Source organism: Pseudomonas sp. E1BtOHC1, assembly GCF_058744285.1.
The window spans coordinates 717,500-741,759 of record NZ_CP196023.1 but is presented as its reverse complement, the minus strand read 5'-3'; the positions used below and the strand labels follow the sequence as shown (position 1 = coordinate 741,759).

Genomic DNA, 24,260 nt, shown 5'->3' with positions numbered 1-24,260 from the left:
ATATTATAACAATACATCCGATGAAACATTTTTCCTCGGCGGTTCTCTGGCCTGTTCTTGTGAGTACGGACACTCCCTTCACTGCGGTATTTGTCATGCACAGACGTCAATTGCTCAACCTGCTGTTGGCCGGCACGGCCCTGATGTTGCCCTGGACTGTTTCCGCCGCGCAGATCCGTAATGCGCGGCTGTGGAAAGACGCCGACAAGCTGCGGCTGGTGCTCGATCTGAGTGGGCCGGTGCAGTACAAGACCTTCACCCTGAGCGCGCCGGAGCGCTTGATCATCGATGTGAACGGCGCTCGCCTGAGTGGCGATTTCAGTCAGTTGCCCCTGGCCCATACGGTGATCCGCGCGATCCGCTCCGGGCATTTTGGCCAGGGCGATACGCGGATCGTCCTCGACCTGAACAAGCCGGTGCAGCTCAACAGCTTTCTCCTGCCGCCCCAGGATGGACAGGGCCACCGACTGGTGCTGGACCTGTCCGAGGCCGGCAAGGCGTCGCTGCAGATCGCCGGGGGCGCTGCGCCTCTGGCCAAGCCCGAGGCGTCGCCGGGCAAGCCCCATCCCAAGCGCGACATCATCGTGGTAGTGGACCCCGGCCACGGTGGCAAGGACCCGGGCGCCGTGGGGGCCAAGGGGGAACGGGAGAAGGATGTGGTGCTGTCCATCGCCCAGTTGCTGGCCAAGCGGCTCAAGCGCGAGAAGGGGTTTGACGTGAAGCTGGTACGCAACGATGACTTCTTCGTGCCGCTGCGCAAGCGGGTGGAGATCGCCCGCAAGCACAAGGCCGACATGTTCATCTCGGTGCACGCCGATGCGGCGCCGCGTCTTACCGCCTCCGGTGCCTCGGTGTATGCCTTGTCCGAAGGCGGGGCGACTTCGGCCACCGCGCGCTTCATGGCCCAGCGGGAGAACGATGCCGACCTGCTGGGGGCCAGCAGCCTGCTCAATCTCAAGGACAAGGACCCGATGCTGGCGGGGGTGATTCTCGACATGTCGATGAACGCCACCATTGCCGCCAGCCTGCAGCTAGGGGGCACGGTGCTGGACAGCCTGTCGGGGATTACCACCCTGCACCAGAAGCGCGTGGAACAGGCCGGATTCGCGGTGCTCAAGTCGCCGGATGTGCCATCGATCCTGGTGGAAACCGGCTTTATCTCCAACAGCCGCGACAGTCAGCGGCTGGTCACGACGCGGCATCAGCAGGCGATTGCCGACGGCCTGTTCAAAGGCTTGCAGCGCTACTTCGAAAAGAACCCGCCAGCCAACAGCTACATGGCCTGGCTCCAGGAAACCAGGAACAACCGCGCTGTGTAGCCGCCGGCGCCTGCACCGGGCGCGGTGTTGGCGCGTCTAGCAGCCGCTGATACGGCTGCAGGTGAACTTGGCGCTGCTGCCGCCGGAGCTGGAGAAGCGATTGCGGGTGGTCCAGCCCACGCGCTGGCTGTAGCCCACCCAGGCTTCGCCGTCGGAGGCCAGGCCGGTGAAGAAGGTCAGTTGCCCGTAGCGACTGTTGGTCTGCGCCCAGTAGCGTTTGCCGATTACCTCGAACCCGCGCAAGTAAGTGGTGCTGCCCGCCGTGGCGACGCTGTAGGCGTTGCCCAAGGGATCGACACAGGCCAGCAGGGTGGCGCTGCGGGTGCAGGTGGCCAGGGTGCTGGGCACGCCGGCTGTAGCGTGGCCGGCCAGCAGCATCAGGCTTGAAAGCAGGGTGGGCAGGACAAGGCGCATGGCAGTTCTCGTGGCGACAGGGGCGCAGCATCGCGCCCTTCGTCGTGGGCGGCAAGGGAGTGTTGGCTAATGTGCATTGTTATAATATAACATCAAATAAAGCCTGACCCGTGACCCCGCCATGACTGAACAAGAGCTCCTCGCCGAACCCCCGGCGCATTACATGAACGACGCCCAGCAGGGCTTCTTCCGCGATCTGCTGCTGGCCCAGCGCAGCGAATTGCAGGAGCGCATTGCCGCTGAGTTCGACCAACTGCGCGAGCAGGAACCCCACAGCGACCCCGCCGACATTGGTAGCGCCGAAGAACAGCGGCAATGGCAACTGCGCCTGCTGGAACGGGAAAAGAAGCTCCTGGACAAGATTGACGAGGCCCTGGAGCGCCTGGCCCGGGGCGAGTACGGCTGGTGCCGCGACACCGGCGAGGCCATCGGCCTCAAGCGCCTGCTGCTGCGGCCCACCGCCACCCTGTGTATCGAAGCCAAAGAACGCCAAGAGCTGCGCGAACGCCACCAACGGGCGCTTTGACCCAGCCGCGAACCTGATGAGGCCCCCCCATGACCCAGCGTCTTCCCGTTACCGTGCTGTCCGGATTTCTTGGCGCCGGCAAAAGCACCCTGCTCAATCACATCCTGCGCAACCGCGACAACCTGCGGGTAGCGGTGATCGTCAACGACATGAGCGAAATCAACATCGACGGCAGCGAGGTGCAGCGTGATGTCAGCCTCAATCGTGCCGAAGAGAAGTTGGTGGAGATGAGCAACGGCTGCATCTGCTGCACCCTGCGCGAAGACCTTCTGGAGGAGGTGGGCAAGCTGGCCCGCGACGGGCGCTTCGATTACCTGCTGATCGAGTCCACCGGCATCTCCGAGCCGCTGCCGGTGGCGGAAACCTTCACCTTTCGCGATGAGGCCGGGCAGAGCCTGGCGGACATCGCCCGCCTCGATACCATGGTCACCGTAGTCGACGGCATGAACTTCCTGCTGGACTACCAGGCCGCGCAAAGCCTGGCCTCCCGGGGTGAAACCCTGGGCGAGGAGGACGAACGTTCGATCACCGACCTGCTGATCGAACAGGTGGAGTTTGCCGACGTTATCCTCATCAGCAAGATCGACCTGATCAGCAGCGCCGAGCGCCAGGAGCTGATGGCGATCCTGGCGCGGCTCAACGCCCAGGCAGAGATCGTTCCCATGGTCATGGGCCAGGTGCCCTTGGCCAAGATCCTCAACACCGGACGCTTCGACTTTGAACGCGCGGCCCAGGCGCCGGGCTGGCTGCAAGAGTTGCGCGGCGAGCACGTGCCGGAAACCCAGGAGTACGGAATCGCCTCGACCGCCTATCGAGCGCGCCGCCCCTTTCATCCCCAGCGTTTCTTCAACTTCATCAACCGGCCCTGGGTCAACGGCAAGCTGCTGCGCTCAAAAGGCTTCTTCTGGCTCGCCAGCAAGTACCAGGAGGCGGGCAGTTGGTCCCAGGCCGGCGGTTTGATGCGCCATGGCTTTGCCGGGCGCTGGTGGCGCTTCGTGCCCAAGCAGCACTGGCCCCAGGACGAGGAAAGCACGGCGGCGATTCTGCACAACTGGACCCCGGCCACGGGCGACTGTCGTCAGGAACTGGTGTTCATCGGCCAGAACATCGACTTTACCCGGCTCAGTGCCGAGCTCGACCTGTGCCTGCTGGATGACGATGAAATGGCCCTCGGTGTCGAGGGCTGGAGCCTGATGACCGACCCTTTCGGTTCCTGGCATGAAGAGGAGGCGGCCTGATGCTGACCCTGAGTTCCCCGGTGACTCCACTGAGCATTCCATTGACGGCCAAGTGCTTGCTGCTGCCTTGTGCGGTGCCGCTGGTTTCCCGGCGCGCGGCCATTGGCCAGGCCCCGGCAGTGCTGGCCGAGGTGCTGGACGATGAGGTCAACCTCGGTCTCTGGCAGCGCCAGTTGCCGGCGCACATCGAGGACTTCGGCGAGTTGCTGTTGTCCCTCAATGAGCCCTTGGCGGAGTCCCTGTCCCTGGAGTTGCCGGATGAGGATTGCCCTCCGAACCTGCGGGGTTTGGCCGCGCGCTTCAGCGACTTGCAGGGTTATGACGGCTTTATCGCCGACGTTTCCTGGTTGGTCAGTGCCTTTGCCTGCCTGTTGGGCGCCAAACGCGTGGGCTTGCGCTTACGGGTGCTGGACAAGGCCATGTGCCCGCGGTTTCACGTCGACCATGTGCCGGTGCGCCTGATCACCACCTATGCCGGGATTGGCAGCCAGTGGTTGCGGGAAGGGGCGATGGACCGTCGGCAGTTGGGGCAGGCTGCGGCCGAACCTCGGGAATCAGAGCTGATCCAGCAGATTGGCCGCGGTGAAGTGGCGCTGTTCAAGGGTGAGAAATGGCATGGCAACGAGGGGTTTGGTCTGATTCATCGTTCGCCGCAGCCGGCGCCGGGGGAGCGGCGTTTGATACTGACTCTTGATTGGCTGGGGTGAGCGGCGAGCGTTCGCGGGCAAGCCCGCTTCTACGGCGGTCGGCGGATTTTCGTCGCGACGGGGAAGGGCGTAGCATCAGCGCACAAGCTTGCGGAAATCCTTCCATGCTGCAGAACATTCCTACCCATGTGATCGCCGGCCCTCTGGGGGCCGGCAAGACCAGCCTGATCCGTCATCTGCTGAGCCAGCGCCCGGCCCATGAGCGCTGGGCGGTGTTGATCAATGAGTTCGGCCAGATTGGCCTGGACGCGGCCTTGCTGACTCGGGATGACGATGGCATCGCTTTCGGCGAAGTGGCCGGCGGCTGCCTGTGCTGTGTCAACGGCGCACCGTTTCAGGTGGGGTTGGGGCGTCTGCTGCGTAAGGCCAAGCCGGATCGTTTGTTCATCGAGCCGTCCGGCCTTGGTCACCCGGCGCAATTGCTCAAGCAACTGAGCGTTGCGCCCTGGCAGGGGGTGCTGGCGTTGCAGCCCTGCGTACTGGTGCTCGACGCCCAGGCCCTGGCGGCCGGCAAGCCGCTGCCCCAGGCCCAGCAGGATGCCCTGTCCAGCGCCGGCTTGCTGGTGTTGAACAAGGACGAACTGCTCAGCGACAGCGATCGACTGCGGGTGCTGGAGCAGTTGCCGGACCTGCCCTTGTTCTGGACGCGCCACGCCGCCTTGCCCTTGGCCGAGCTACCGGGTCTGGAGGCCAGTGCCGGGGCGGCGCTGGAGCAACTGGATGTTCCCCAGGGCTTGGCACAGTTGCCGGCAGTGTGGAGCGATCCGGCGCTGCCGATCTGCCTCAGTCAGTCTCAGGAGGAGGGCTGGAGCATCGGTTGGCGCTGGCACCCGAGCCAGCAGTTCGACCTGGCCCGGGTCGATCACTGGTTGCAGAACCTCGACTGGCGTCGGGCCAAGCTGGTGATCCACAGCGATGAGGGCTGGCGCTCGGGCAATGGCTTGGATAATTCACCGCTGAACTGGCTGCCCAGCGAATGGCGACGGGATTCGCGCCTGGAATTGATTTTCAGTGCCCCTCAGGACATGGCCGCCCTGCAAGCCAGCCTCAGCGCTTGCCGCCTGTAGGCGCAGGCTTGCCTGCGCATTTCACGGCTTGAACTTGCGGTGCTCTTCGCGCCACTGACTCAGTTCGATCACCTCGGCGCTGGGCAACGGCTCTTTCACTTCGAATGGGTAGGGCGCCAGCTCGATGTGCGCGCTGTGGGCTCCAAACTGAGTGATGGTCCCGGCGTGGCGGGTTTCACCGGTCACGGTGAATTCGAAGTTGTAGATTCGCGCCAGGCGCCGGCGACCGTTGGCGTCCTTGACCAAACCGATGCGCTTGAGTGCGACGTTGCCGTCCAGCAGCTCGATGTCGAGCCGTGCGCAGTGCTGCTTGACCCGCTCCAGCGCCCGCTCCCGCAGGCCGTGGTTGTGCCATAGCCAGGCGGCGCCGGTCGCCAGCAGCATCAGCACAAAGATGTTTCCAAGGGTCAGCATGAAGGTTTGCTCCAACGAAGTGGCGTCAGCTTAACTGCGTCTCCGGTCTGTCGTACAGGCTGCGTTTAGTCGCATACTGCGCGGCTTGAATTCCACCGGTTTTATGGAAAATCCTGCATGAAACGTACGCCCCACCTGCTTGCGATCCAGTCCCATGTGGTTTTCGGCCACGCCGGTAACAGTGCTGCGGTGTTTCCCATGCAGCGGGTCGGGGTGAATGTCTGGCCCCTGAATACCGTACAGTTCTCCAACCACACTCAGTATGGTCAGTGGGCCGGAGAAGTGTTGGCGCCCCATCAGATTCCCGAGCTGGTAGAAGGCATCGCCGCCATCGGCGAGCTGGGCAACTGCGACGCGATTCTCTCCGGTTACCTGGGCAGCGCGGCCCAGGGCCGGGCGATTCTCAGTGGCGTGGCGCGGATCAAGGCGACCAACCCCAAGGCCTTGTACCTGTGCGACCCGGTGATGGGCCATCCGGAGAAGGGCTGCAGCGTGCCGGCGGAGGTCAGCGACTTCCTGCTGGATGAGGCGGTGGCCATGGCCGACTTCCTGTGCCCCAACCAGCTGGAGCTGGACAGCTTCTGCGGACGCAAGCCGCAATCATTGTTCGATTGCCTGGGCATGGCTCGCTCGCTGCTGGAGAAGGGCCCCAAGGCGGTGCTGGTCAAGCACCTGGACTACCCGGGCAAACTGGCGGAAGGCTTCGAGATGCTGCTGGTGACCGCCGAGGGCAGTTGGCACTTGCGCCGCCCGTTGCTGGCGTTCCCGCGGCAGCCGGTGGGGGTGGGCGACCTGACGTCGGGTCTGTTCCTGGCGCGGGTGTTGTTGGGCGACAGCCTGGTGGCGGCGTTCGAGTTCACCGCCGCCGCAGTGCATGAAGTGCTGCTGGAAACCCAGGCCTGCGCCAGCTACGAGCTGGAGCTGGTGCGGGCCCAGGACCGCATTGCCCATCCACGGGTGCGGTTCGAAGCCACGCCGATCGGCTTCTGAGGGCGACCGGCGTGCAGTGACTCAGGCCTGCTCGGAGAACTGCACCGTCGGCGCCTGCTGACTAAAGCCCCGGGTGTGTATGCCCAGGTACACCAGGCCCAGGGCGAACCAGGCCAGACCAATCCCCAGGGTCAGGGCCGAGAGGCTGGTCCACAGCCAGACGATCAGGCCGAAGCCGATCAACGGCAGCAGGCCGTACTGCAGCAGTCGCGCACTCGTGCGCGGCTGGCCCTGTCCCAAGTGACTCTTGATCACCGCCAGGTTGACCACCGAGAACGCCACCAGCGCGCCGAAACTGATCATCGAGGCCAGGGTGGTGAGGTCGATGACCACCGCCAGCAAGGACACCAGCGACACCAGGACAATGGCGATCACCGGGGTTTTGTAGCGCTCCGACAGGGTGCCGAACACTCGCCGTGGCAGGATGCCGTCGCGACCCATGCTGAACAGGATGCGCGACACCGAGGCCTGTGACGCCAGGGCCGAGCCCGCAGCGCCGGCGACATAGGTGGCGGTGAAGAACATCTCCAGGAAACGCCCGCCGGCATGCAGCATCACTTCGCTGGCTGCCGAGTCGGCGTCCTTGAAGCTGCTGCCGGGGAAGGCCAGTTGGCTGGTCATGGCCAGCAGGATGAACAGCAGCCCTGCGCCCAGGGTGGTGATGACAATGGCCCGTGGGATGTCCCGGCGCGGGTCACGGGTTTCCTCGGCCAGGGTCGACACCGCGTCAAAGCCCAGGAACGACAGGCACAGCACCGCGGCCCCAGCCATCAACGGCAACAGTCCGCTCTGGCTGCCGTCGCCGACCCAGGGTGCACTCAGGTCCAGGCTTGCGGCCCCGGCCAGCTGGCGAATCACCAGGGCTACGAACACCACCACGAACACCATCTGCGCGCAGACGATCAGGTTGCTCATGCTCGACACCGAACCGATGCCGCGAATGTTCAGCAGCGTCACCAGGCTGATGGTCGCCACCACGAAGACCCAAGCCGGCACGGCGGGAAAGGCCAGGTTGAGAAACAGGCCGATCACCAGGTAGTTGATCATCGGCAGGAACAGGTAATCCAGCAGCAGCGACCAGCCGGCGAGAAAGCCGATGCCCGGTCCGAAACTGAGGCTGGCGTAGGAATAGGCCGAGCCGGCAATCGGGTACTTCCTGACCATGACGCTATAGGACAGGGCTGTGAAGATCATGGCCAGCAGGGTCACGACATAGGCTGCGGCGGTACGCCCCCCGGTGATCTGGGTGACCACGCCGTAGGTGGTGAACACGGTCAGGGGCACCATGTACACCAGGCCGAAGAACACCAGGGCCGGCAGCCCGAGGATGCGTCGCAGGGAGGTGCCTTGGGCGCTGTGGGTGAAGTCGCCGGAGGCGAGGGCGGGACTGTCGGACAGAGTATTGGCGCTGGGCATTGTTATTGTTCTCACGCGTTCGTTGGCTCGAAGGCTCCCCGGACGGGGAGTGCGTTTGTGCCTTGCTCAATGATTCTGGCAGCGGTGCCCCCTGGGCATAACTCTCTATGTGGTCAAAAAGGGATGAATCCGGCCAATCGGGATGACCGCAGAAGACTGCCTGGAGCGGCGGGGGGAGAGGCTGGTCGAGCGCGCAAGGCGCTGCCGGGGCGTGGCGAGGGGACCGTCCGTGGTCCTGCTGAATCAGCGTATCTGCCTGAGGATCAAGGGCCGTCGGCCTTGATTTCCTGGTAGCGCTTTTCCAGCTCCTGGCGGATCTGCCGGCGCTGCTGGGCTTGGATATAGCGGCGCTTGCCGTCGGCAGTCTCGGGTTGCAGCGGCGGCACCTGGGCCGGTTTGCGCTGGTCGTCCACCGCCACCATGGTGAAGAAGCAACTGTTGGTGTGGCGCACCGAGCGCTCGCGGATGTTCTCGGTCACCACCTTGATGCCCACCTCCATGGAGGTGTTGCCGGTGTAGTTGACCGAGGCCAGGAAGGTCACCAGTTCGCCGACATGCACCGGCTCGCGGAAGATCACCTGATCCACCGACAAGGTCACTACGTAGCGGCCGGCATAACGGCTGGCGCAGGCATAGGCAACTTCGTCGAGGTACTTGAGCAGGGTGCCGCCGTGGACATTGCCAGAGAAATTGGCCATGTCAGGGGTCATCAATACCGTCATCGACAGCTGGGCGTTTCCGGGTTCCATAGCACACTCACGGTTCAAGGCAGGGGTTGCTTGAGCACCTCTGCGGGTGCTGGTTTCAAGGATTTTCAAACCATCGATAACGGGACGCCGGGCCGCGTCGTGCCGTCACGCTCCGGTGGATCTGTTTCCTAATATTGCACCGCCTTTCTGCCGGAAGTCCCGGTGTTAACCTGCAAAACACCCGTTCCAGGGCTTTTTCCGCTCCTATTTTTGGATATTTCTTTGTACTGATCAGATTTTTCTTTTTAGGCGATCTGCGCCGCCCAGCTTTCAAGGAGAACCCCGGCCATGCATGCCATCAGTTTCATTCAGGACCTGGCCGTGATCATGCTGGTCGCAGGCGTCGTGACCATTCTCTTTCACCGACTCAAGCAGCCGGTGGTGCTGGGCTACATCGTCGCCGGCTTCATCATCGGCCCCCACACGCCGCCGTTCGGCCTGATCCACGACGAACAGACCATCAAGACCCTGGCCGAGCTTGGGGTGATTTTCTTGATGTTCTGCCTGGGGCTGGAATTCAGCCTGCGCAAGCTGTTCAAGGTGGGTGCCACGGCGTTTATCGCGGCCTTCCTGGAAATCGTCCTGATGATCTGGATCGGCTACGAGATCGGTCGCTGGTTCGATTGGAACACCATGGATTCGCTGTTCCTCGGGGCGATCCTGGCCATCTCTTCCACCACCATCATCGTCAAGGCGCTCAACGACCTGAAGATGAAGAACGAGCGCTTCGCCCAGCTGATCTTTGGTGTGTTGATCGTCGAGGACATTCTCGGCATCGGCATCATCGCCTTGCTGTCGAGTATTGCGGTCAGTGGCACCGTGAGTTCCGGCGAAGTGTTCTCCACCGTCGGCAAGCTTTCGCTGTTCATGATCGTGGCGCTGGTGATCGGCATTCTGCTGGTGCCGCGCCTGCTGGCCTACGTGGCCAGGTTCGACAGCAACGAGATGCTGCTGATCACTGTGCTGGGGCTGTGTTTCGGCTTCTGTCTGCTGGTGGTGAAGCTGGAGTACAGCATGGTCCTGGGGGCCTTCCTGATCGGCGCGATCATGGCCGAGTCCCGTCAGTTGCTGAAGATCGAGCGGCTGATCGAGCCGGTTCGTGACCTGTTCAGTGCGATCTTCTTTGTCGCCATCGGCCTGATGATCGACCCGCAGATCCTTCTGCAATACGCCTGGCCCATCGCTGTGATCACCGTGGCAGTGGTGCTGGGCAAGATGTTGTCCTGCGGCATGGGTGCCTTTATCGCCGGCAACGATGGACGGACCTCTCTACGAGTCGGGATGGGCCTGTCACAGATTGGCGAGTTTTCGTTCATCATCGCCGCCCTGGGCATGACCCTGCAGGTCACCAGCGATTTTCTCTATCCGGTCGCGGTTGCCGTGTCGGCGATCACCACTTTGCTCACGCCCTATCTGATTCGCGCGGCCGATCCTTTGTCGCACAAGCTGGCCGGGGTTTTGCCTCAACGTCTGAGCCGGGTGCTGGGCATGTATGGGGAGTGGTTGCGCAGTATCCAGCCTCAGGGCGAGGGTGCGTTGCTGGCGTCGATGATCCGCAAGATCCTGCTGCAGGTGGGAGTGAATCTGGCGCTGGTGGCGTCGATCTTCTTTTCCGGCGGCTATTTCGCCAAGCGCATCGGCGCTTATCTGGAGGACTGGGTCAGTGATCCGAGCTGGCAGAAGGCACTGATCTGGGGTGGAGCGCTGCTGCTGTCGCTGCCATTCCTGATTGCCGCCTACCGCAAGCTCAAGGCGCTATCGATGCTGCTGGCGGAGATGGGGGTCAAGGCGGAAATGGCCGGGCGCCACACCCAGCGGGTACGTCGGGTGATCGCCGAGGTGATTCCGATCCTGTCGCTACTGGTGATCTTTCTGCTGTTGGCGGCGCTGTCGTCGAGCATCCTGCCGACCCTGGAGTTGCTGGTGCTGATTGCCGTGGTGGCGGCTGTGGTGGCTGCGGTGTTGTGGCGCTGGTTCATCCGCGTGCACACGCGGATGCAGGTGGCGCTGATCGAAACCTTCGAGCACAGCAAGGACAACGGCGGGCATTGACCTTGCCGCTCGCCAGCAGGGCGCTGGCGAGCCGGTTGCAACGTCGGGAGTTGGCTCAGCTTTCCAGCCAGACGTCCCGCGCCCAGTGCCACACCGATTCCCAGGACTCTTCGGTGATCAGCTCTTCTTCGCCGGACCACAGCACCACGGTGCCGTCTTCCTCGACGCAGTAGTAGTCGTCGCCGTCCTGGCAGATCGGGATCAGCTCGCGAGGCACGCCCAGGTCCCAGGCGGTCGCGGCCACTTCCGGCAGGTAGGTGTGGGATTGCGGGTCGGTGACGGTGACCGGTTCCAGGCTGCCGTAAACCACGTCGCTGACCGTCAACAGGAACTCTTTGAAGACGAACGGAATATTGATGAACAGCTGTTCTTCAATTTCCACCAGTTGGTCTTCGTCCGGCAGTTCCAGGGGGACGGGTACCGGTTCGTTGGCTTCTCGGAGTTGTTCGATGACTTCTTCCACGGCCTGGGTCCTCTTAGCTCTATGGCGCGGTTGTTTGACGGCGGTTTATACAGTAGCTCGCTATAAGTGCAATCGTGAAATGCAAAACCCCGACTTGAGTCGGGGTTTTGCCTTACTGCTGTGACAACGGCATGAATCAACCGTTCTGGCGGATACCTGCCACCAGCCATGGCTGGTTGTCGCCCTGGGCGCGTTCCATGTTCCAGCTTTCGCTGAACACTTCGCCCTGGTCGAAGCGCGAGGTCTTCGATACACCGCTGAAGGTCAGGGTGGCGATGGTCTTGTCGGCACGGTCATCCACGCCTTCAAGCTGCACTTGCAGGTTGTCGATGTAGGTGGACTGGAAGCCGTCGCCCAGATCGGCACGTTCCTGTTTCAGGAACTGCAGCATCTGCGGGGTGACGAATTCGGCGATCTTGTCCATTTCGTTGGCGTCCCAGTGTTGCTGCAGGGACTGGAAGTGGCTGCGCGCCGCTTCAATGAAGCGCTCTTCGTTGAACCAGGCCGGAGCGTTGATCACAGGACGCGCGGCAGGTGCTGCCGAGCCACCGAAGATCGAACCGCCAGCCGGTTGCTGAGGCTCGAAAGCCTCACGCTGCATTGGCGCGTGGCCCGCTGGAGCGAACTGCTCCTGCTGCTTGCGACGGCGCGCGGCGATGAAGCGGAAGATCACAAAGGCGATGACTGCCATGATCAGGATGTCGAAGATCTGCATGCCCTGGAAGCCGCCGCCCATGAACATGGAGGCCAGCAGGCCACCGGCTGCGATGCCGGCCAGAGGGCCGAGCCAGCGCGAAGCACCACCGGCCTTGGCCGCGGCACCTGCAGCACCGGCTGCACCAGCGGTGGCCGCAGCGGCAGGAGCGCCCGGAGCGGTTGGCGCCGCCTGGCGAGTTTGGTGGGTCGGGGCAGCGCCGGCGCTTTTGCCGCCACCGAAGCGCTTGGCGTTGGCGTCGAGGCTCATCGTCAGGCCGATGCACAGCGCCATGGCGATGCTAAGAAAACGTTTCATAAAGGGGGTTCCCATTTGTGGATGGCACGCGCGCCATATTGCACAGGTGAAGTGTCAGTGGCGAGCGGCATAATGTTTCGGGCTTTTGCCTGACAGGCTTGATTCAGCTCTGCCCGCAATCATGCTCGCCGATAGGGTTTTTGTCTGTAAGGACGCGGCTTTGGTTCAATCCCCAAACCGTTCAGCGACGCAGTGCCAGCAGCACCACGCCAGCGGTGATCAGACCGATTCCGCCCCATTGGCGCAGATCGAGTTTCTCCCCCAGCAATGCCACGCCGATGAGGGCGACGAACACCACGCTGAGCTTGTCCACCGGCGCCACCAGCGAGGCGGGGCCGAGTTTCAGGGCGCGGAAATAGCACAGCCAGGAAGCCCCGGTGGCCAGCCCGGACAGCAGCAGGAACAGGTAGCTCTTGGGGGAAATTGATCCCAGGGACTGATATTGGCCCGTTGCGTACAAAATCAAGGCCAGACTGACCAGGACCACCACGGTGCGCAGCAGGGTGGCGAAGTCTGAATTGAGGTTTTCTATCCCCACTTTGGCGAAGATCGCCGTTAAAGCAGCGAAAACTGCCGACAACAGGGCCCAGAATGTCCACGAGGAAAAAAAGCCTGTGCCCATGTTCGCCCTGCCTTCTCTGCACTGGCCTGTAGGAGCCGGCTGGCCGGCGAAGAGGCCCTTGAGCCGGTCTTCGCCAGTGAGATTCGCTGGCAAGCCAGCTCCTACACACGCCAAGCGTGGGTGGTTAGATGGCTTCCAGCTTGGCGTAGCCGAGCATCAGCCATTTGCTGCCTTCACTGAAGTTGACCTGGACCCGCGCCTGGGCGCCGGCACCTTCGAAGTTGAGGATCACCCCATCGCCGAAGACCGAGTGGCGCACGGCCTGACCCAGGCTCAGGCCGGTGTCCGGAATCTCGCTGCCGCCGAACAGGCTGCTGGTGCTTTGCGACTGGCCGCCACCGAAAGGCCGGCTGACGCTGTTGGACAGGCGCACTTCCTGAATCAGTCCCTTGGGCACTTCACGTACGAAGCGCGACACCTTGTTGTAGGTTTCGCTGCCATATAGACGACGGGTCTCTGCATAGGTCATCACCAGGTTCTGCATGGCCCGGGTAATGCCCACGTACGCCAGGCGGCGTTCTTCCTCAAGCCGACCGGGTTCTTCCAGGCTCATCTTGTGGGGGAACAGGCCTTCTTCCATGCCCACCAGGAACACGTAGGGGAACTCCAGGCCCTTGGCGCTGTGCAGGGTCATCAGTTGCACACTGTCTTCATGTTCGTCGGCCTGGGTATCGCCGGCTTCCAGGGATGCGTGGCCGAGGAAGGCCGCCAGGGGCGTCAGGTCCTCGTCTTCTTCGCTGTTCTCGAAGTTGCGCGCGGCGCTCACCAGTTCCTCAAGGTTTTCCACCCGGGCCTGGCCCTTCTCGCCTTTTTCCGCTTCGTGGTAGGCAATCAGCCCCGACTGCTCGATCACCGTCTGGGTCATCAGGTGCAGGGGCATTTCCAGGGTCTTGGCCGCCAGGTTCTCGATCAGCTCGATGAAGGCGCCGAGGGCGCTGGCCGCACGACCGGTCAGGCCTTTATTGGCCACCAGTTGGCGCATGGCTTCCCACATCGATACATCGCTGTGGCGCGCGTGCTCGCGGATGGCTTCGACGGTCTTTTCGCCGATGCCCCGGGCCGGAACGTTGATCACCCGTTCCAGGGCCGCGTCGTTGCCACGGCCTTCCAGCAAGCGCAGGTAAGCCATGGCGTTCTTGATCTCGGCCCGCTCGAAGAAGCGCTGGCCGCCATAGATGCGGTATGGAATGCGCTCGCGCAGCAGGGCTTCTTCCAGCACCCGGGACTGGGCGTTGGAGCGGTAGAGAATGGCGATGTCGCTGCGGGCCATGCCGGTCTTCAGCGCGCTCTCGATGGTTTCCACGACATAGCGGGCTTCATCGTGCTCGTTGAAGGCGGCGTACAGGTTGATGGCTTCGCCTTCGCCGCCATCGGTCCACAGCTCCTTGCCCAGGCGCCCGGTGTTGTTGGCGATCAGGGCGTTGGCAGCCTTGAGGATACCGGCGGTGGAGCGATAATTCTGCTCCAGGCGGATCACTTCGGTGTCCGGGAAGTCGGCGGAATACTGATGGATGTTCTCGATTTTCGCCCCGCGCCAGCCGTAGATCGACTGGTCGTCGTCGCCTACCACCATCAGGCTGTCACCGCCCTGGGCCAGCAGCCGCAGCCAGGCGTATTGCACGGCGTTGGTGTCCTGGAACTCGTCCACCAGCACGTGGCGGAAACGCTTCTGGTAGTGCGCCAGCAGGCCCGGGTGGTCGCGCCACAGGTCCAGGGCGCGCAGCAGCAGTTCGGAGAAGTCGATGACTCCGGCGCGCTGGCAAGCGGCCTCGTAGGCCTCATAGATGCCGCGCATGGTGGCCAGGAAAAGATCGCCGCTGGCCTGGATATGTTGCGGCCGCAGGCCTTCGTCTTTCTGACCGTTGATGAACCACTGGGCCTGGCGGGCCGGCCAGCGTTGTTCGTCCAGGCCCAACTCGCGGATCACCCGCTTGACCAGGCGTTGCTGGTCGTCGCTGTCGAGAATCTGGAAGGTCTGGCTCAGGCCGGCTTCCTGCCAGTGGGCCCGCAGCAGGCGGTGTGCCAGGCCGTGGAAGGTGCCGACCCACATGCCCGCCGGGTTGATACCCAGCAATTGCTCGATGCGGTGACGCATCTCGGCGGCAGCCTTGTTGGTGAAGGTCACCGACAGGATCGAGTGGGGCGAGGCGTTCTCGACCTGGATCAACCAGGCGATACGGTGCACCAGCACACGGGTTTTGCCGGAGCCAGCACCGGCCAGGACCAACTGACGACCCACGGAGGCAGCTACGGCCTGGCGTTGGGCATCGTTGAGGGAGTTCAACAGGAGGGAGAGATCATCGCGCATCGGGGCATTCTAGGGGGCCGCGTCACCCCGGGCAAACCCGGCATTGCATTAGCCGATAAAACAACGGCCGGGGACGACCGGTTGGTCACAGGCCGCAGCCATTGACGTCTCTCGCCCGCACACTTTCACGGCGGAATACGGCGGGATTTGTTTTATCGATTTTATGATCTGGAGCAGTTTGGCTCGGGCTTGCGCTTGTGTATGCTCCGCCGACGTTTCGGGCTCAACCATTATAAGAATACTGCCTATGACACTTAACCCCGACCCGTCCGGGCCCTTCATGGCGCCGCGGGTCATCCGCCAGCATTACGCCGTCGAGATGGCAGTGGAGCGCACGCGCCTGCTGTATCAGGGCTCGCTGCTGCCGACCCTTTTCATGCTGCTCAACGGCCTGGTGTGCACCTGGTTGCTCTGGAGTCCGGCGCGCTATCTGTTGCTCAGCGTGTGGATGGTCTGGCTACTGGCCCTGGTGGCCTTGCGGGTGATCCAGGTGGCGGCGTTCGACTCGGCGATTCCCAGTCGTCAGGCGCAGCCCATCTGGCAGCGCATGTTTCTTCTGGGGTCGGCAGTCAGTGGCCTGACCCTGGCCTGTGCCGGCATCGCCCTGGTGCCCACCGACAGTTTTTTGCAGCAGGCCTGGGTTTTCGGCCTGATCGGCGCGGCGATTCTTTCCGCTAGCGTGGCTTACGCGGTCAGCCTGCAGGCCTTTCTCTCCTTCACCTTGCCCTGCCTGTTGCCGGCCATCGCCTATCTGTTCTGGGGCGGAGACGATCAGCAGCGAGGCTGGGGCTGGCTCGGGCTGATTCTCCTGGTATCTCTGAGCGTGGTGGCCTGGCAGGTCAACCGCCTGATTCAGCGCGGACTGTTGCGGCGCTTTCAGAATCAGGCGCTGATCGAGCATCTGCAGGACGCCCAGAGCCGCAGCAGTCAGCTCAACCGCGAGCTGGCCCGTGAGATCGAACAGCGCCGACGGGCCGAAGACCAATTGCGTGAAGCCCAGGCCGGGCTGGAGCTCCGGGTGGCCCAGCGCAGCCTGGAGCTGGACGAGGCCAACCAGGCCCTGAGCAAGAGCGAGGCGCGTCTGGCCCTGGCCCTGAACGCCAGCGAGCTGGGGCTCTGGGACTGGAACCTGCAGACCGACGAAATCCATCACACCCAGATCAAGGAGCTGTTCGGCCTGGAGCCCGAAGATGTCACCGCGATGCTCAGTCATCTCAAGCCGCGTCTGCACCCCGAGGATTTGCCGCTGCTCAAACGTGCCCTGGTGGAGCACCTCAAGGGCCGCAGCGAGGATTATCAGGTGGAGTACCGGGTGCGCCATGGCGATGGCCACTGGGTGTGGATCGAGGACCGGGGCAGGGCGGTGGAGCGCAGTCCTGCTGGGAGGGTGTTGCGCATGGTGGGCACGCGGCGGGATATCAGTGCCGACAAGGAAGTGGAAGTGCAGCGCAATCTGGCGGCGACGGTGTTCGAGGCGGCCAGTGAAGGCATCGTCATCCTCGACCCCGAGTACGCCCTGATCGCCGCCAATCAGGCCTTCAGCCAGGTCACGGGCTACCAGATCGAGGACATGCTCGGACGCAATGTGGTGGAGCTGTCCTGCAGCCGCGATGCCCGCCGGCATTACCCATTGATTCATCAGGCTCTGGAGCAGTACGGCAGTTGGCAGGGCGAGTTGGTGGAAACCCGCAAGAACGGCGAACTCTATCCGCAGTGGCTGCAATTGAACGTCGTGCGGGATAAGCGGGGGAAAATCCGGCATATCGTAGGCTTTTTCGCCGATCTATCGGCTCGGCGCGAATCCGAGGAGCGCATGCGCTACCTCACTCACTACGACGAGCTCACCGGGCTGGCCAACCGCTCTCTGTTTCGCGAGCGCCTGGCCGAGGCCCATCAACGGGTGCGCCAGGGCGGCCGCAGCCTGGCCTTGCTGCACATCAATCTGGATCGCTTCAAGTTGCTCAACGACAGCCTCGGCCATGAAGTGGCCGACCAGTTGCTGCAGAAGATGGCCAGACGACTGGTCAATGCCCTGCCGGAAGCCGACACCATCGCCCGGTTGTCCGGGGATGAGTTCGCCGTGCTGTTCGACGCCTACGGCAGCCTGTCGAGCCTGACCCGGGTGGCGACCCGGCTGCTGAGCAAGCTGCGCCTGCCGATCACCGTCGATGGCCATGAACTGGTGGTCAGCGCCTCCATGGGCATCAGCATGCTGCCGGACAGCGCCCGGGAGATTGCCGCCCTGGTCAGTCAGGCGAACATGGCCATGGCCCATGCCAAGCACCTGGGAGGCAACAACTTCCAGTTCTATACCGAGAGCCTGCAGGCCAGCACCCTGGAGCGTCTGCAACTGGAGAACCAACTGCGCAAGGCCATCGAAGAAGGCCAGTTGATGGTGTTCTACCAACCCAAGCTGTGCCTGGCCACGGGCCGGCTGAACGCCGCCGAAGCCCTGGTGCGCTGGGATCACCCGACCATGGGGCGGGTGCCGCCGGGAGACTTTATTGGTCTGGCGGAAGAGACCGGGCTCATCGGCCCCATCGGCGAGTTTGTGTTGCGCCAGGCCTGCCGCCAAGCCTGCGAATGGCAGCGCCAGGGGCTGGAGCCGATTCGGGTGTCGGTCAATCTGTCGGTGTATCAGTTGCGCCAGGGCAAGCTGGTGAGCCTGGTGCGCCAGGTATTGGAAGAAACTGGTCTGGAGCCGCACTTCCTCGAGCTGGAACTGACTGAAAGCCAGCTCCTGGACAGCGTCGAGCACATCATCGCGACCTTCCAGCAACTGCGTGATCTGGGGGTGAAGCTGGCCATCGACGACTTCGGCACGGGGTACTCGTCCCTGAGCTACCTCAAGCGCATCCCGGTGGACTACGTGAAGATCGACCAGGCCTTTATTCGTGGTCTTGCCGACGGTGGCGAGGATGCGGCGATTACCCGGGCAATCATTGCCATGGCTCACGGGCTGTCGCTGAAAGTGGTGGCCGAGGGGGTCGAGGATCCTGCCCAGCTGACCTTCCTGCGGGCCGAACACTGCGATGAAGTTCAGGGCTACCTGATCAGTCGCCCGGTGAATGCCGAGGCGCTCGCGCAGCTGTTGCAAGCCCAGACTCGCTAATGGGCGGCGGCGCCTGCCACAACGGCTACATAAGTCGTACCCGGCTGAAAATGGGGGGCAGGCCGGCAACTTCATGATGCATTGAACAGGCAAAAAGACGATTCCTGTAGTATAACTACAAGCTTGCTACATCCCCGGCGTCAGCCAATAACAATGAGTCCAGCCCTTTGAACCTGTTGCAGCACATCGCCCAGTCACGTCATTTGTTACGCAAATCGGAACTCAAGGTCGCCGATCACGTGCTCCTTGATCCTGCGGCCGTGATGCACAGTTCCATGGCGGACCTGGCCCACAGCGTGGGCATCAGCGAACCGACCATCGTGCGCTTCTGCCGTGCCATCGGTTGCTCCGGCTTTCAGGATCTGAAGCTCAAGTTGGCCCAGAGCCTTGCTGCCGGTGCCAGCTTTGGCCAGTTCGCGATCCATGAAGACGATTCTGTCGCTGACTACAGCCTGAAGATCTTCGACACCACCCTGCACACCCTGATGGAAGTTCGCGAGAAGCTCGATCCGGTGGCCCTGCAGCAGGCGGTGACGGCCATGTCCCAGGCCCAGCGCGTGGAGTTCTACGGCTTTGGCGCGTCGGGCGCGGTGGCGGCGGATGCCCAGCACAAGTTCTTTCGCTTGCTGCTGACCGCGGCGGCCTATTCCGACCCGCACATGCAGGCGATGTCGGCGGTGACCTTGAAGCCTACCGACGTGGCCATCTGCATTTCCCAGTCCGGCCGTTCCAAGGACCTGCTGATCACCGCCAATCTGGTGCGTGAAAGCGGCGCCTCGCTGATCACCCTGTGCCCGAGCCAGACGCCGTTGGCCGAGCTGTCCACGGTCAACCTGGCCATCGACGTGCACGAAGACACCGAAATCTACACCCCGTTGACCTCGCGTATCGCCCACCTGGTGGTGATCGACGTGCTGGCGATGGGCGTGGCCATGGCCCGCGGCCCGAGCCTGGTGAATCACCTCAAGAGCGTCAAGCGCAGCCTTCGCAGCCTGCGTCTGTCGCCCAAGTCGGTGAAAGCTCTGGACGACTGAGTCTTCCTGCTAGGGGCGTTCGGGCGGGGTTGTGCTTGCTGGCGAGGGGGCCTGGGTTGTGCGTTGCCTTGACGGACGCTTTCGCCGGCAAGCCCACCAGCGCCCAGGGCGGTGTTTGCCAGGTGAATGTTCATCGTCCTGTAACCGACCCGCCGCCAAACCGTAACCGCCGACGTCCATCGTGAAGCTCCCGTACTCGCATTGGGAGACTCGAAATGGCCCGGCCTTACGAAGAGAGCAACAGCGCAGTCAAGACCCGTCGTCAGCAGGAAGACCAGCGCCGCATGGAATTTCGTCGTGCGATCGAACACCGCTTCGAGCTGCGTCAGTTGCAACAGCAAATCAACGATTACCCCGAGCTTGAGGCCGTCAATTACTGGCAGGCGGCACCCGTGGCTTCCCGTCGAAGCGTTCAACCAGCCCGCTGATCTGCACGCGTTCGCTGCGGATAAATCCCAGGAACGCATGCGCTACCGGTGACAGGCGTTTGGCTTTGGCTTGCACCAGGCACCAGCTGCGAAGCAATGGCAGCTCTTCGACCGGCAACTCGATCAAGCCGCCGGTCGCCAACTCAAGGTTCAGGGCGTGGCGCGTCAGCAAGGCCACGCCCAGACCCGCCCGCACGCACTCACGCTGAGCTTCCGCCGACGACACTTCGAGGATCTGGGTGAAGTGCACACGCTTCTCCTTGAAGTACTCCTCGCAGGCCAGGCGCGTGCCCGAACCCTGTTCCCGCAGCACCAGGGTGTAGGGCTCCAGATCCTGCAGGCGCAGCGCCCCCATATGGCTCAGTGGGTGGTCCGGCGGCGCCACGGCGACGATGGGGTTGTTGAGGAAGGGCAGGAACTCCAGCTCCATGTCTTGGGGCACCATGGACATGATCACCAGGTCGTCGCGGTTGTCCGAGAGGCGGCGGATCACCTGGGAGCGGTTGACCACGGTCAATTGCAGGTGGACTTCCGGATGCTGGCGCTTGAAGGCGGCGAACAGGTGCGGGACGAAGTACTTGGCGCTGGATTCCACCGCCAGCTTGAGCTGGCCCTGCAGCGAGCCCTGCATGTCGGAGAGCTGCATGTCGAGGTTTTCCAGGCGCCCGAAAATGTCGCGGCTGGCCCGCTGCAGGGCTTCGGCGGCTTCGGTCATGTAGAGCTTCTTGCCCACGTAATCGAACAGTGGCTGGCCGATCAGCTCCTCCAGCTGGCGAATCTGCAGGCTGACGGCGGGCTGGGTGAGATTCATTTCATCGGCAGCGCGGCTGTAGGAGCGTAGATCGCAGACTTCATTGAAAATCTGCAACTGACGTAATGTCAGTCTCATCAAGGACTTACGCATTGTTCGAGTGCTCGCGCCAAGGGCTGGTGGCACGACTATAAGTCTTTACTTATGCCCAACCCAATAATTATTGATTTTTGTTAATCCCTCTGCAGAGCTAGTGTGACGCGGCGACTGACTTGAAACATTTGGTCACGCGCCGACTCGGTCTAGCGGGTCGTTTGTTCCAACGGCTCAAGGGAACCTCCAAGTGATAAAAAAGATCCTGATCGCCAACCGTGGTGAGATTGCCGTACGAATCGTGCGTGCCTGCGCCGAGATGGGCATCCGTTCGGTAGCGATCTTCTCCGACGCCGATCGCCATGCCCTGCATGTAAAGCGCGCGGATGAGGCCCACAGCATTGGCGCCGAGCCGCTGGCCGGCTACCTGAACCCCCGCAAGCTGGTGAACCTGGCGGTGGAAACCGGCTGCGATGCCCTGCATCCCGGCTATGGCTTCCTTTCGGAAAACGCCGAACTGGCAGACATCTGCGCCGAACGTGGAATCAAGTTCATTGGCCCGTCGGCGGAAGTCATCCGTCGTATGGGCGACAAGACCGAAGCCCGTCGCAGCATGATCAAGGCCGGCGTGCCGGTGACCCCGGGCACCGAAGGCAACGTTGCGGATATCCATGAAGCCCTGACTGAAGGCGACCGCATCGGCTACCCGGTGATGCTCAAGGCCACCTCCGGTGGCGGCGGCCGCGGTATCCGTCGCTGCAACAGCCGTGAAGAGCTGGAGCAGGCGTTCCCCCGAGTGATTTCCGAAGCCACCAAGGCCTTCGGTTCGGCGGAAGTGTTCCTGGAAAAATGCATCGTCAATCCCAAGCACATCGAAGCGCAGATCCTCGGTGACAGCTTTGGCAATGTGGTGCACCTGTTCGAGCGCGACTGCTCGATCCAGCGCCGCAACCAGAAACTCATCGAGATCGCCCCGAGCCCGCAGCTGACCCCGGAACAGCGCGCCTACATCGGCGACCTGTCGGTGCGCGCGGCCAAGGCCGTGGGCTACGAGAACGCCGGCACCGTGGAGTTCCTGCTCGCCGAGGGCGAGGTGTACTTCATGGAGATGAACACCCGGGTGCAGGTGGAACACACCATCACCGAGGAAATCACCGGCATCGACATCGTTCGCGAGCAGATCCGCATCGCCTCGGGCCTGCCCCTGTCGGTGAAGCAGGAAGACATCCATCACCGTGGTTTTGCCCTGCAGTTCCGGATCAACGCCGAGGACCCGAAGAACAACTTCCTCCCCAGCTTCGGCAAGATCACCCGTTACTACGCGCCCGGCGGTCCCGGCGTGCGCACCGACACGGCGATCTACACCGGCTACACCATTCCGCCGTTCTACGACTCCATGTGCCTGAAACTGGTGGTCTGGGCGCTGACCTGGGAAGAGGCGATGGACCGTGGCCTGCGCGCCCTGGACGACATGCGTCTGCAAGGGGTCAAGACCACCGCCGCCTACTACCAGGAAATCCTGCGCAACCCGGAATTCCGTAGCGGTCAGTTCAACACCAGCTTCGTTGAGAGCCATCCGGAACTGACCAACTACTCGATCAAGCGCAAACCCGAAGAGCTGGCCCTGGCCATCGCCGCCGCCATCGCCGCCCACGCAGGCCTGTGAGGAATAAAACAATGTCCAAGAAGATTCATGTAACCGACACCATCCTGCGCGACGCCCACCAATCGCTGCTGGCGACCCGCATGCGCACCGAAGACATGCTGCCGATCTGCGACAAGCTCGACAAAGTCGGCTACTGGTCCCTGGAAGTCTGGGGCGGCGCGACCTTCGACGCCTGCGTGCGCTTTCTCAAGGAAGACCCCTGGGAGCGCCTGCGCAAACTGCGCGCCGCGCTGCCCAACACCCGTCTGCAGATGCTCCTGCGTGGCCAGAACCTGCTGGGCTACCGCCACTACAGCGACGACGTGGTCCGGGCGTTCGTGGCCAAGGCGGCGGTCAACGGCATCGACGTGTTCCGCATCTTCGACGCCATGAACGACGTGCGTAACCTGCGGGTGGCCATCGAAGCGGTGAAGGCCGCCGGCAAGCACGCCCAGGGCACCATCGCCTACACCACCAGCCCGGTGCACACCATCGAGGCCTTCGTCGCCCAGGGCAAGCAGATGGAAGCCATGGGTTGCGACTCCATCGCGATCAAGGACATGGCCGGCCTGTTGACCCCTTATGCCACTGGCGAGCTGGTCAAGGCGCTGAAGGCCGAGCTGTCGTTGCCGGTGTTCATCCACTCCCACGACACCGCCGGCCTGGCTGCGATGTGCCAGCTCAAGGCCATCGAGAACGGCGCCGACCATATCGACACCGCCATCTCCAGCTTCGCCTGGGGCACCAGCCACCCGGGCACCGAGTCCATGGTCGCAGCCCTTAAAGGCAGCGAGTTCGACACCGGCCTGGACCTGGAGCTGCTGCAAGAAATCGGCCTGTACTTCTATGCCGTGCGCAAGAAGTACCACCAGTTCGAAAGCGAATTCACCGCGGTCGACACCCGGGTGCAGGTCAACCAGGTGCCGGGCGGGATGATTTCCAACCTGGCCAACCAGTTGAAAGAGCAGGGCGCCCTGAACCGCATGGGCGAAGTGCTGGCGGAGATCCCGCGGGTGCGTCACGACCTCGGTTACCCGCCGCTGGTGACCCCGACCTCGCAGATCGTTGGCACCCAGGCGTTTTTCAACGTCCTGGCCGGCGAGCGCTACAAGACCATCACCAACGAAGTGAAGCTCTATCTGCAAGGCGGCTACGGCAAGGCCCCGGGTCAGGTGGACGAAAACCTGCGGCGCCAGGCCATCGGCAGCGAGGACGTGATCGATGTGCGTCCGGCCGACTTGCTGAAACCGGAAATGACCAAGCTGCGCGGCGAAATCGGTGCCCTGGCGCATTCCGAAGAAGACGTGCTGACCTACGCCATGTTCCCGGACATCGGGCGCAAGTTCCTCGAAGAGCGTGAGGCCGGCACCCTGGTTCCAGAAGTGCTGCTGCCGATCCCCGAAGCCGGTGGCGTCAGCAAGCCGGGCGGCGAAGGCGTGCCCACCGAGTTCGTCATCGACGTGCACGGCGAGACCTACCGCGTCGACATCACTGGCGTCGGGGTCAAGGCCGAAGGCAAGCGTCACTTCTACCTGTCCATCGACGGCATGCCGGAAGAAGTGGTGTTCGAGCCACTCAACGAGTTCGTTGGCGGCGGCACCAGCAAGCGCAAGCAGGCCAGTGCCCCGGGCCATGTCAGCACCACCATGCCGGGCAACATCGTCGATGTGCTGGTCAAGGAAGGCGACGTGGTCAAGGCCGGCCAGGCGGTGCTGATCACCGAAGCCATGAAAATGGAAACCGAAGTCCAGGCCGCGGTGGCCGGCAAGGTGGTGGCGATTCACGTGGCCAAGGGCGACCGGGTCAACCCGGGCGAAATCCTGATCGAGATCGAGGGCTGAGTTCAGGCCCTCATCTGCAACTGTTTACCTCGGGGGAGCTACGGCTCCCCTTTTTTTTT

At 62.9% G+C, this 24,260-nt stretch carries 21 protein-coding genes; 12 read left to right on the top strand and 9 right to left on the bottom strand.

The annotated features are described in order from the left end of the window. Positions 1 to 95: 95 nt before the first annotated feature. Positions 96 to 1,319 (top strand): N-acetylmuramoyl-L-alanine amidase, encoded by a 1,224-nt coding sequence (locus ACSSVC_RS03460; RefSeq protein WP_492611990.1) that lies wholly within the window; start codon positions 96 to 98, stop codon positions 1,317 to 1,319. Between the two features lie 36 nt (positions 1,320 to 1,355). On the opposite strand, the gene ACSSVC_RS03455 is transcribed toward ACSSVC_RS03460, so the two are convergent. Continuing rightward, on the bottom strand, positions 1,356 to 1,733 hold the full coding sequence (locus ACSSVC_RS03455) for a glutamine synthetase (RefSeq protein ID WP_446439424.1): 378 nt from the start codon (positions 1,731 to 1,733) through the stop codon (positions 1,356 to 1,358). A 121-nt stretch (positions 1,734 to 1,854) separates the two neighbouring features. Between ACSSVC_RS03455 and dksA the strand changes: the two genes are divergently transcribed. The 4 genes from dksA (at position 1,855) to ACSSVC_RS03435 (ending at position 5,271) form a co-directional block, all read left to right on the top strand. Further along, positions 1,855 to 2,259, top strand: coding sequence for an RNA polymerase-binding protein DksA (dksA, locus tag ACSSVC_RS03450; RefSeq protein ID WP_346634743.1), 405 nt, complete (start codon positions 1,855 to 1,857; stop codon positions 2,257 to 2,259). Positions 2,260 to 2,288: 29 nt separating this feature from the next. After that, on the top strand, positions 2,289 to 3,497 hold the full coding sequence (gene zigA / locus ACSSVC_RS03445) for a zinc metallochaperone GTPase ZigA (protein ID WP_446439422.1): 1,209 nt from the start codon (positions 2,289 to 2,291) through the stop codon (positions 3,495 to 3,497). Continuing rightward, complete coding sequence (locus ACSSVC_RS03440) at positions 3,497 to 4,204, top strand: DUF1826 domain-containing protein (RefSeq protein WP_446439421.1); 708 nt, start codon at positions 3,497 to 3,499, stop codon at positions 4,202 to 4,204. The genes zigA and ACSSVC_RS03440 overlap by 1 nt, the downstream gene beginning before the upstream one ends. A 104-nt stretch (positions 4,205 to 4,308) precedes the next feature. After that, on the top strand, positions 4,309 to 5,271 hold the full coding sequence (locus ACSSVC_RS03435) for a CobW family GTP-binding protein (protein WP_346634746.1): 963 nt from the start codon (positions 4,309 to 4,311) through the stop codon (positions 5,269 to 5,271). Between the two features lie 21 nt (positions 5,272 to 5,292). Here the strand turns inward: ACSSVC_RS03435 and ACSSVC_RS03430 are convergent, their stop codons facing one another. Continuing rightward, a complete protein-coding gene (locus ACSSVC_RS03430; RefSeq protein WP_123723660.1) occupies positions 5,293 to 5,685 on the bottom strand; it encodes a DUF3301 domain-containing protein in 393 nt (130 codons plus the stop codon). A 117-nt stretch (positions 5,686 to 5,802) separates the two neighbouring features. Between ACSSVC_RS03430 and pdxY the strand changes: the two genes are divergently transcribed. Next, entirely contained in the window at positions 5,803 to 6,675 is an 873-nt protein-coding gene (pdxY, locus tag ACSSVC_RS03425) for a pyridoxal kinase PdxY (RefSeq protein ID WP_123723659.1), read from the top strand. Between the two features lie 21 nt (positions 6,676 to 6,696). Here pdxY and ACSSVC_RS03420 read toward each other — a convergent pair whose 3' ends face one another. Further along, complete coding sequence (locus tag ACSSVC_RS03420) at positions 6,697 to 8,091, bottom strand: APC family permease (RefSeq protein WP_346634747.1); 1,395 nt, start codon at positions 8,089 to 8,091, stop codon at positions 6,697 to 6,699. 263 nt (positions 8,092 to 8,354) lie between these two features. Next, the gene (locus ACSSVC_RS03415) at positions 8,355 to 8,840 is read right to left on the bottom strand and encodes an acyl-CoA thioesterase (RefSeq protein WP_102862374.1); all 486 of its coding nucleotides are present in this window, start codon (positions 8,838 to 8,840) and stop codon (positions 8,355 to 8,357) included. A gap of 288 nt (positions 8,841 to 9,128) precedes the next feature. Here ACSSVC_RS03415 and ACSSVC_RS03410 point away from each other — a divergent pair, with 288 nt between their 5' ends. Next, positions 9,129 to 10,892, top strand: a complete 1,764-nt coding sequence (locus ACSSVC_RS03410) for a cation:proton antiporter (protein WP_446439419.1) — start codon at positions 9,129 to 9,131, stop codon at positions 10,890 to 10,892. A gap of 55 nt (positions 10,893 to 10,947) precedes the next feature. Here ACSSVC_RS03410 and ACSSVC_RS03405 read toward each other — a convergent pair whose 3' ends face one another. The 4 genes from ACSSVC_RS03405 to uvrD all read right to left on the bottom strand — a co-directional run bounded on the left by ACSSVC_RS03405 (position 10,948) and on the right by uvrD (position 15,297). Beyond that, positions 10,948 to 11,355 carry an SMI1/KNR4 family protein gene (locus ACSSVC_RS03405; RefSeq protein WP_102862372.1) on the bottom strand — a complete coding sequence of 136 codons (408 nt, stop codon included), beginning with the start codon at positions 11,353 to 11,355 and terminating at the stop codon, positions 10,948 to 10,950. 136 nt (positions 11,356 to 11,491) lie between these two features. After that, a complete protein-coding gene (locus ACSSVC_RS03400) occupies positions 11,492 to 12,367 on the bottom strand; it encodes a Tim44 domain-containing protein (RefSeq protein WP_346634749.1) in 876 nt (291 codons plus the stop codon). 181 nt (positions 12,368 to 12,548) lie between these two features. Beyond that, the gene (locus tag ACSSVC_RS03395; RefSeq protein WP_446439418.1) at positions 12,549 to 12,989 is read right to left on the bottom strand and encodes an EamA family transporter; all 441 of its coding nucleotides are present in this window, start codon (positions 12,987 to 12,989) and stop codon (positions 12,549 to 12,551) included. Positions 12,990 to 13,113: 124 nt separating this feature from the next. Further along, positions 13,114 to 15,297 carry a DNA helicase II gene (uvrD, locus tag ACSSVC_RS03390; protein WP_346634751.1) on the bottom strand — a complete coding sequence of 728 codons (2,184 nt, stop codon included), beginning with the start codon at positions 15,295 to 15,297 and terminating at the stop codon, positions 13,114 to 13,116. Positions 15,298 to 15,544: 247 nt separating this feature from the next. On the opposite strand from uvrD, the gene ACSSVC_RS03385 reads away from it, so the two are divergent. The 3 genes from ACSSVC_RS03385 to ACSSVC_RS03375 all read left to right on the top strand — a co-directional run bounded on the left by ACSSVC_RS03385 (position 15,545) and on the right by ACSSVC_RS03375 (position 19,871). Continuing rightward, entirely contained in the window at positions 15,545 to 18,409 is a 2,865-nt protein-coding gene (locus ACSSVC_RS03385) for an EAL domain-containing protein (protein ID WP_346634752.1), read from the top strand. Positions 18,410 to 18,576: 167 nt separating this feature from the next. Next, the gene (gene hexR / locus ACSSVC_RS03380) at positions 18,577 to 19,443 is read left to right on the top strand and encodes a transcriptional regulator HexR (RefSeq protein WP_011064325.1); all 867 of its coding nucleotides are present in this window, start codon (positions 18,577 to 18,579) and stop codon (positions 19,441 to 19,443) included. A 215-nt stretch (positions 19,444 to 19,658) separates the two neighbouring features. Continuing rightward, positions 19,659 to 19,871, top strand: coding sequence for a PA3496 family putative envelope integrity protein (locus ACSSVC_RS03375; protein WP_346634753.1), 213 nt, complete (start codon positions 19,659 to 19,661; stop codon positions 19,869 to 19,871). Here ACSSVC_RS03375 and ACSSVC_RS03370 read toward each other — a convergent pair. After that, complete coding sequence (locus ACSSVC_RS03370) at positions 19,813 to 20,775, bottom strand: LysR family transcriptional regulator (protein ID WP_346634754.1); 963 nt, start codon at positions 20,773 to 20,775, stop codon at positions 19,813 to 19,815. The two genes, ACSSVC_RS03375 and ACSSVC_RS03370, sit on opposite strands and share 59 nt — an antisense overlap. Before the next feature lie 190 nt (positions 20,776 to 20,965). On the opposite strand from ACSSVC_RS03370, the gene ACSSVC_RS03365 reads away from it, so the two are divergent. Both ACSSVC_RS03365 and oadA read left to right on the top strand, forming a co-directional pair. Continuing rightward, positions 20,966 to 22,381 (top strand): acetyl-CoA carboxylase biotin carboxylase subunit, encoded by a 1,416-nt coding sequence (locus ACSSVC_RS03365; RefSeq protein WP_025131542.1) that lies wholly within the window; start codon positions 20,966 to 20,968, stop codon positions 22,379 to 22,381. A gap of 11 nt (positions 22,382 to 22,392) precedes the next feature. Beyond that, complete coding sequence (gene oadA, locus ACSSVC_RS03360; protein WP_053154693.1) at positions 22,393 to 24,201, top strand: sodium-extruding oxaloacetate decarboxylase subunit alpha; 1,809 nt, start codon at positions 22,393 to 22,395, stop codon at positions 24,199 to 24,201. Positions 24,202 to 24,260: the final 59 nt, after the last annotated feature.

Excerpts from the sequence above, each read along its gene's own strand:
- ACSSVC_RS03460 (WP_492611990.1), top strand. The coding sequence starts at position 96 with ATGCACAGACGTCAATTGCTCAACCTGCTGTTGGCCGGCACGGCCCTG.
- pdxY (WP_123723659.1), top strand. The coding sequence starts at position 5,803 with ATGAAACGTACGCCCCACCTGCTTGCGATCCAGTCCCATGTGGTTTTC.
- ACSSVC_RS03410 (WP_446439419.1), top strand. The coding sequence starts at position 9,129 with ATGCATGCCATCAGTTTCATTCAGGACCTGGCCGTGATCATGCTGGTC.
- ACSSVC_RS03385 (WP_346634752.1), top strand. The coding sequence starts at position 15,545 with ATGACACTTAACCCCGACCCGTCCGGGCCCTTCATGGCGCCGCGGGTC.
- uvrD (WP_346634751.1), bottom strand. The coding sequence starts at position 15,297 with ATGCGCGATGATCTCTCCCTCCTGTTGAACTCCCTCAACGATGCCCAA.
- ACSSVC_RS03455 (WP_446439424.1), bottom strand. The coding sequence starts at position 1,733 with ATGCGCCTTGTCCTGCCCACCCTGCTTTCAAGCCTGATGCTGCTGGCC.
- dksA (WP_346634743.1), top strand. The coding sequence starts at position 1,855 with ATGACTGAACAAGAGCTCCTCGCCGAACCCCCGGCGCATTACATGAAC.
- ACSSVC_RS03435 (WP_346634746.1), top strand. The coding sequence starts at position 4,309 with ATGCTGCAGAACATTCCTACCCATGTGATCGCCGGCCCTCTGGGGGCC.
- ACSSVC_RS03400 (WP_346634749.1), bottom strand. The coding sequence starts at position 12,367 with ATGAAACGTTTTCTTAGCATCGCCATGGCGCTGTGCATCGGCCTGACG.
- oadA (WP_053154693.1), top strand. The coding sequence starts at position 22,393 with ATGTCCAAGAAGATTCATGTAACCGACACCATCCTGCGCGACGCCCAC.
- ACSSVC_RS03415 (WP_102862374.1), bottom strand. The coding sequence starts at position 8,840 with ATGGAACCCGGAAACGCCCAGCTGTCGATGACGGTATTGATGACCCCT.
- ACSSVC_RS03420 (WP_346634747.1), bottom strand. The coding sequence starts at position 8,091 with ATGCCCAGCGCCAATACTCTGTCCGACAGTCCCGCCCTCGCCTCCGGC.
- ACSSVC_RS03430 (WP_123723660.1), bottom strand. The coding sequence starts at position 5,685 with ATGCTGACCCTTGGAAACATCTTTGTGCTGATGCTGCTGGCGACCGGC.
- ACSSVC_RS03375 (WP_346634753.1), top strand. The coding sequence starts at position 19,659 with ATGGCCCGGCCTTACGAAGAGAGCAACAGCGCAGTCAAGACCCGTCGT.
- zigA (WP_446439422.1), top strand. The coding sequence starts at position 2,289 with ATGACCCAGCGTCTTCCCGTTACCGTGCTGTCCGGATTTCTTGGCGCC.
- ACSSVC_RS03395 (WP_446439418.1), bottom strand. The coding sequence starts at position 12,989 with ATGGGCACAGGCTTTTTTTCCTCGTGGACATTCTGGGCCCTGTTGTCG.
- ACSSVC_RS03440 (WP_446439421.1), top strand. The coding sequence starts at position 3,497 with ATGCTGACCCTGAGTTCCCCGGTGACTCCACTGAGCATTCCATTGACG.
- ACSSVC_RS03370 (WP_346634754.1), bottom strand. The coding sequence starts at position 20,775 with ATGCGTAAGTCCTTGATGAGACTGACATTACGTCAGTTGCAGATTTTC.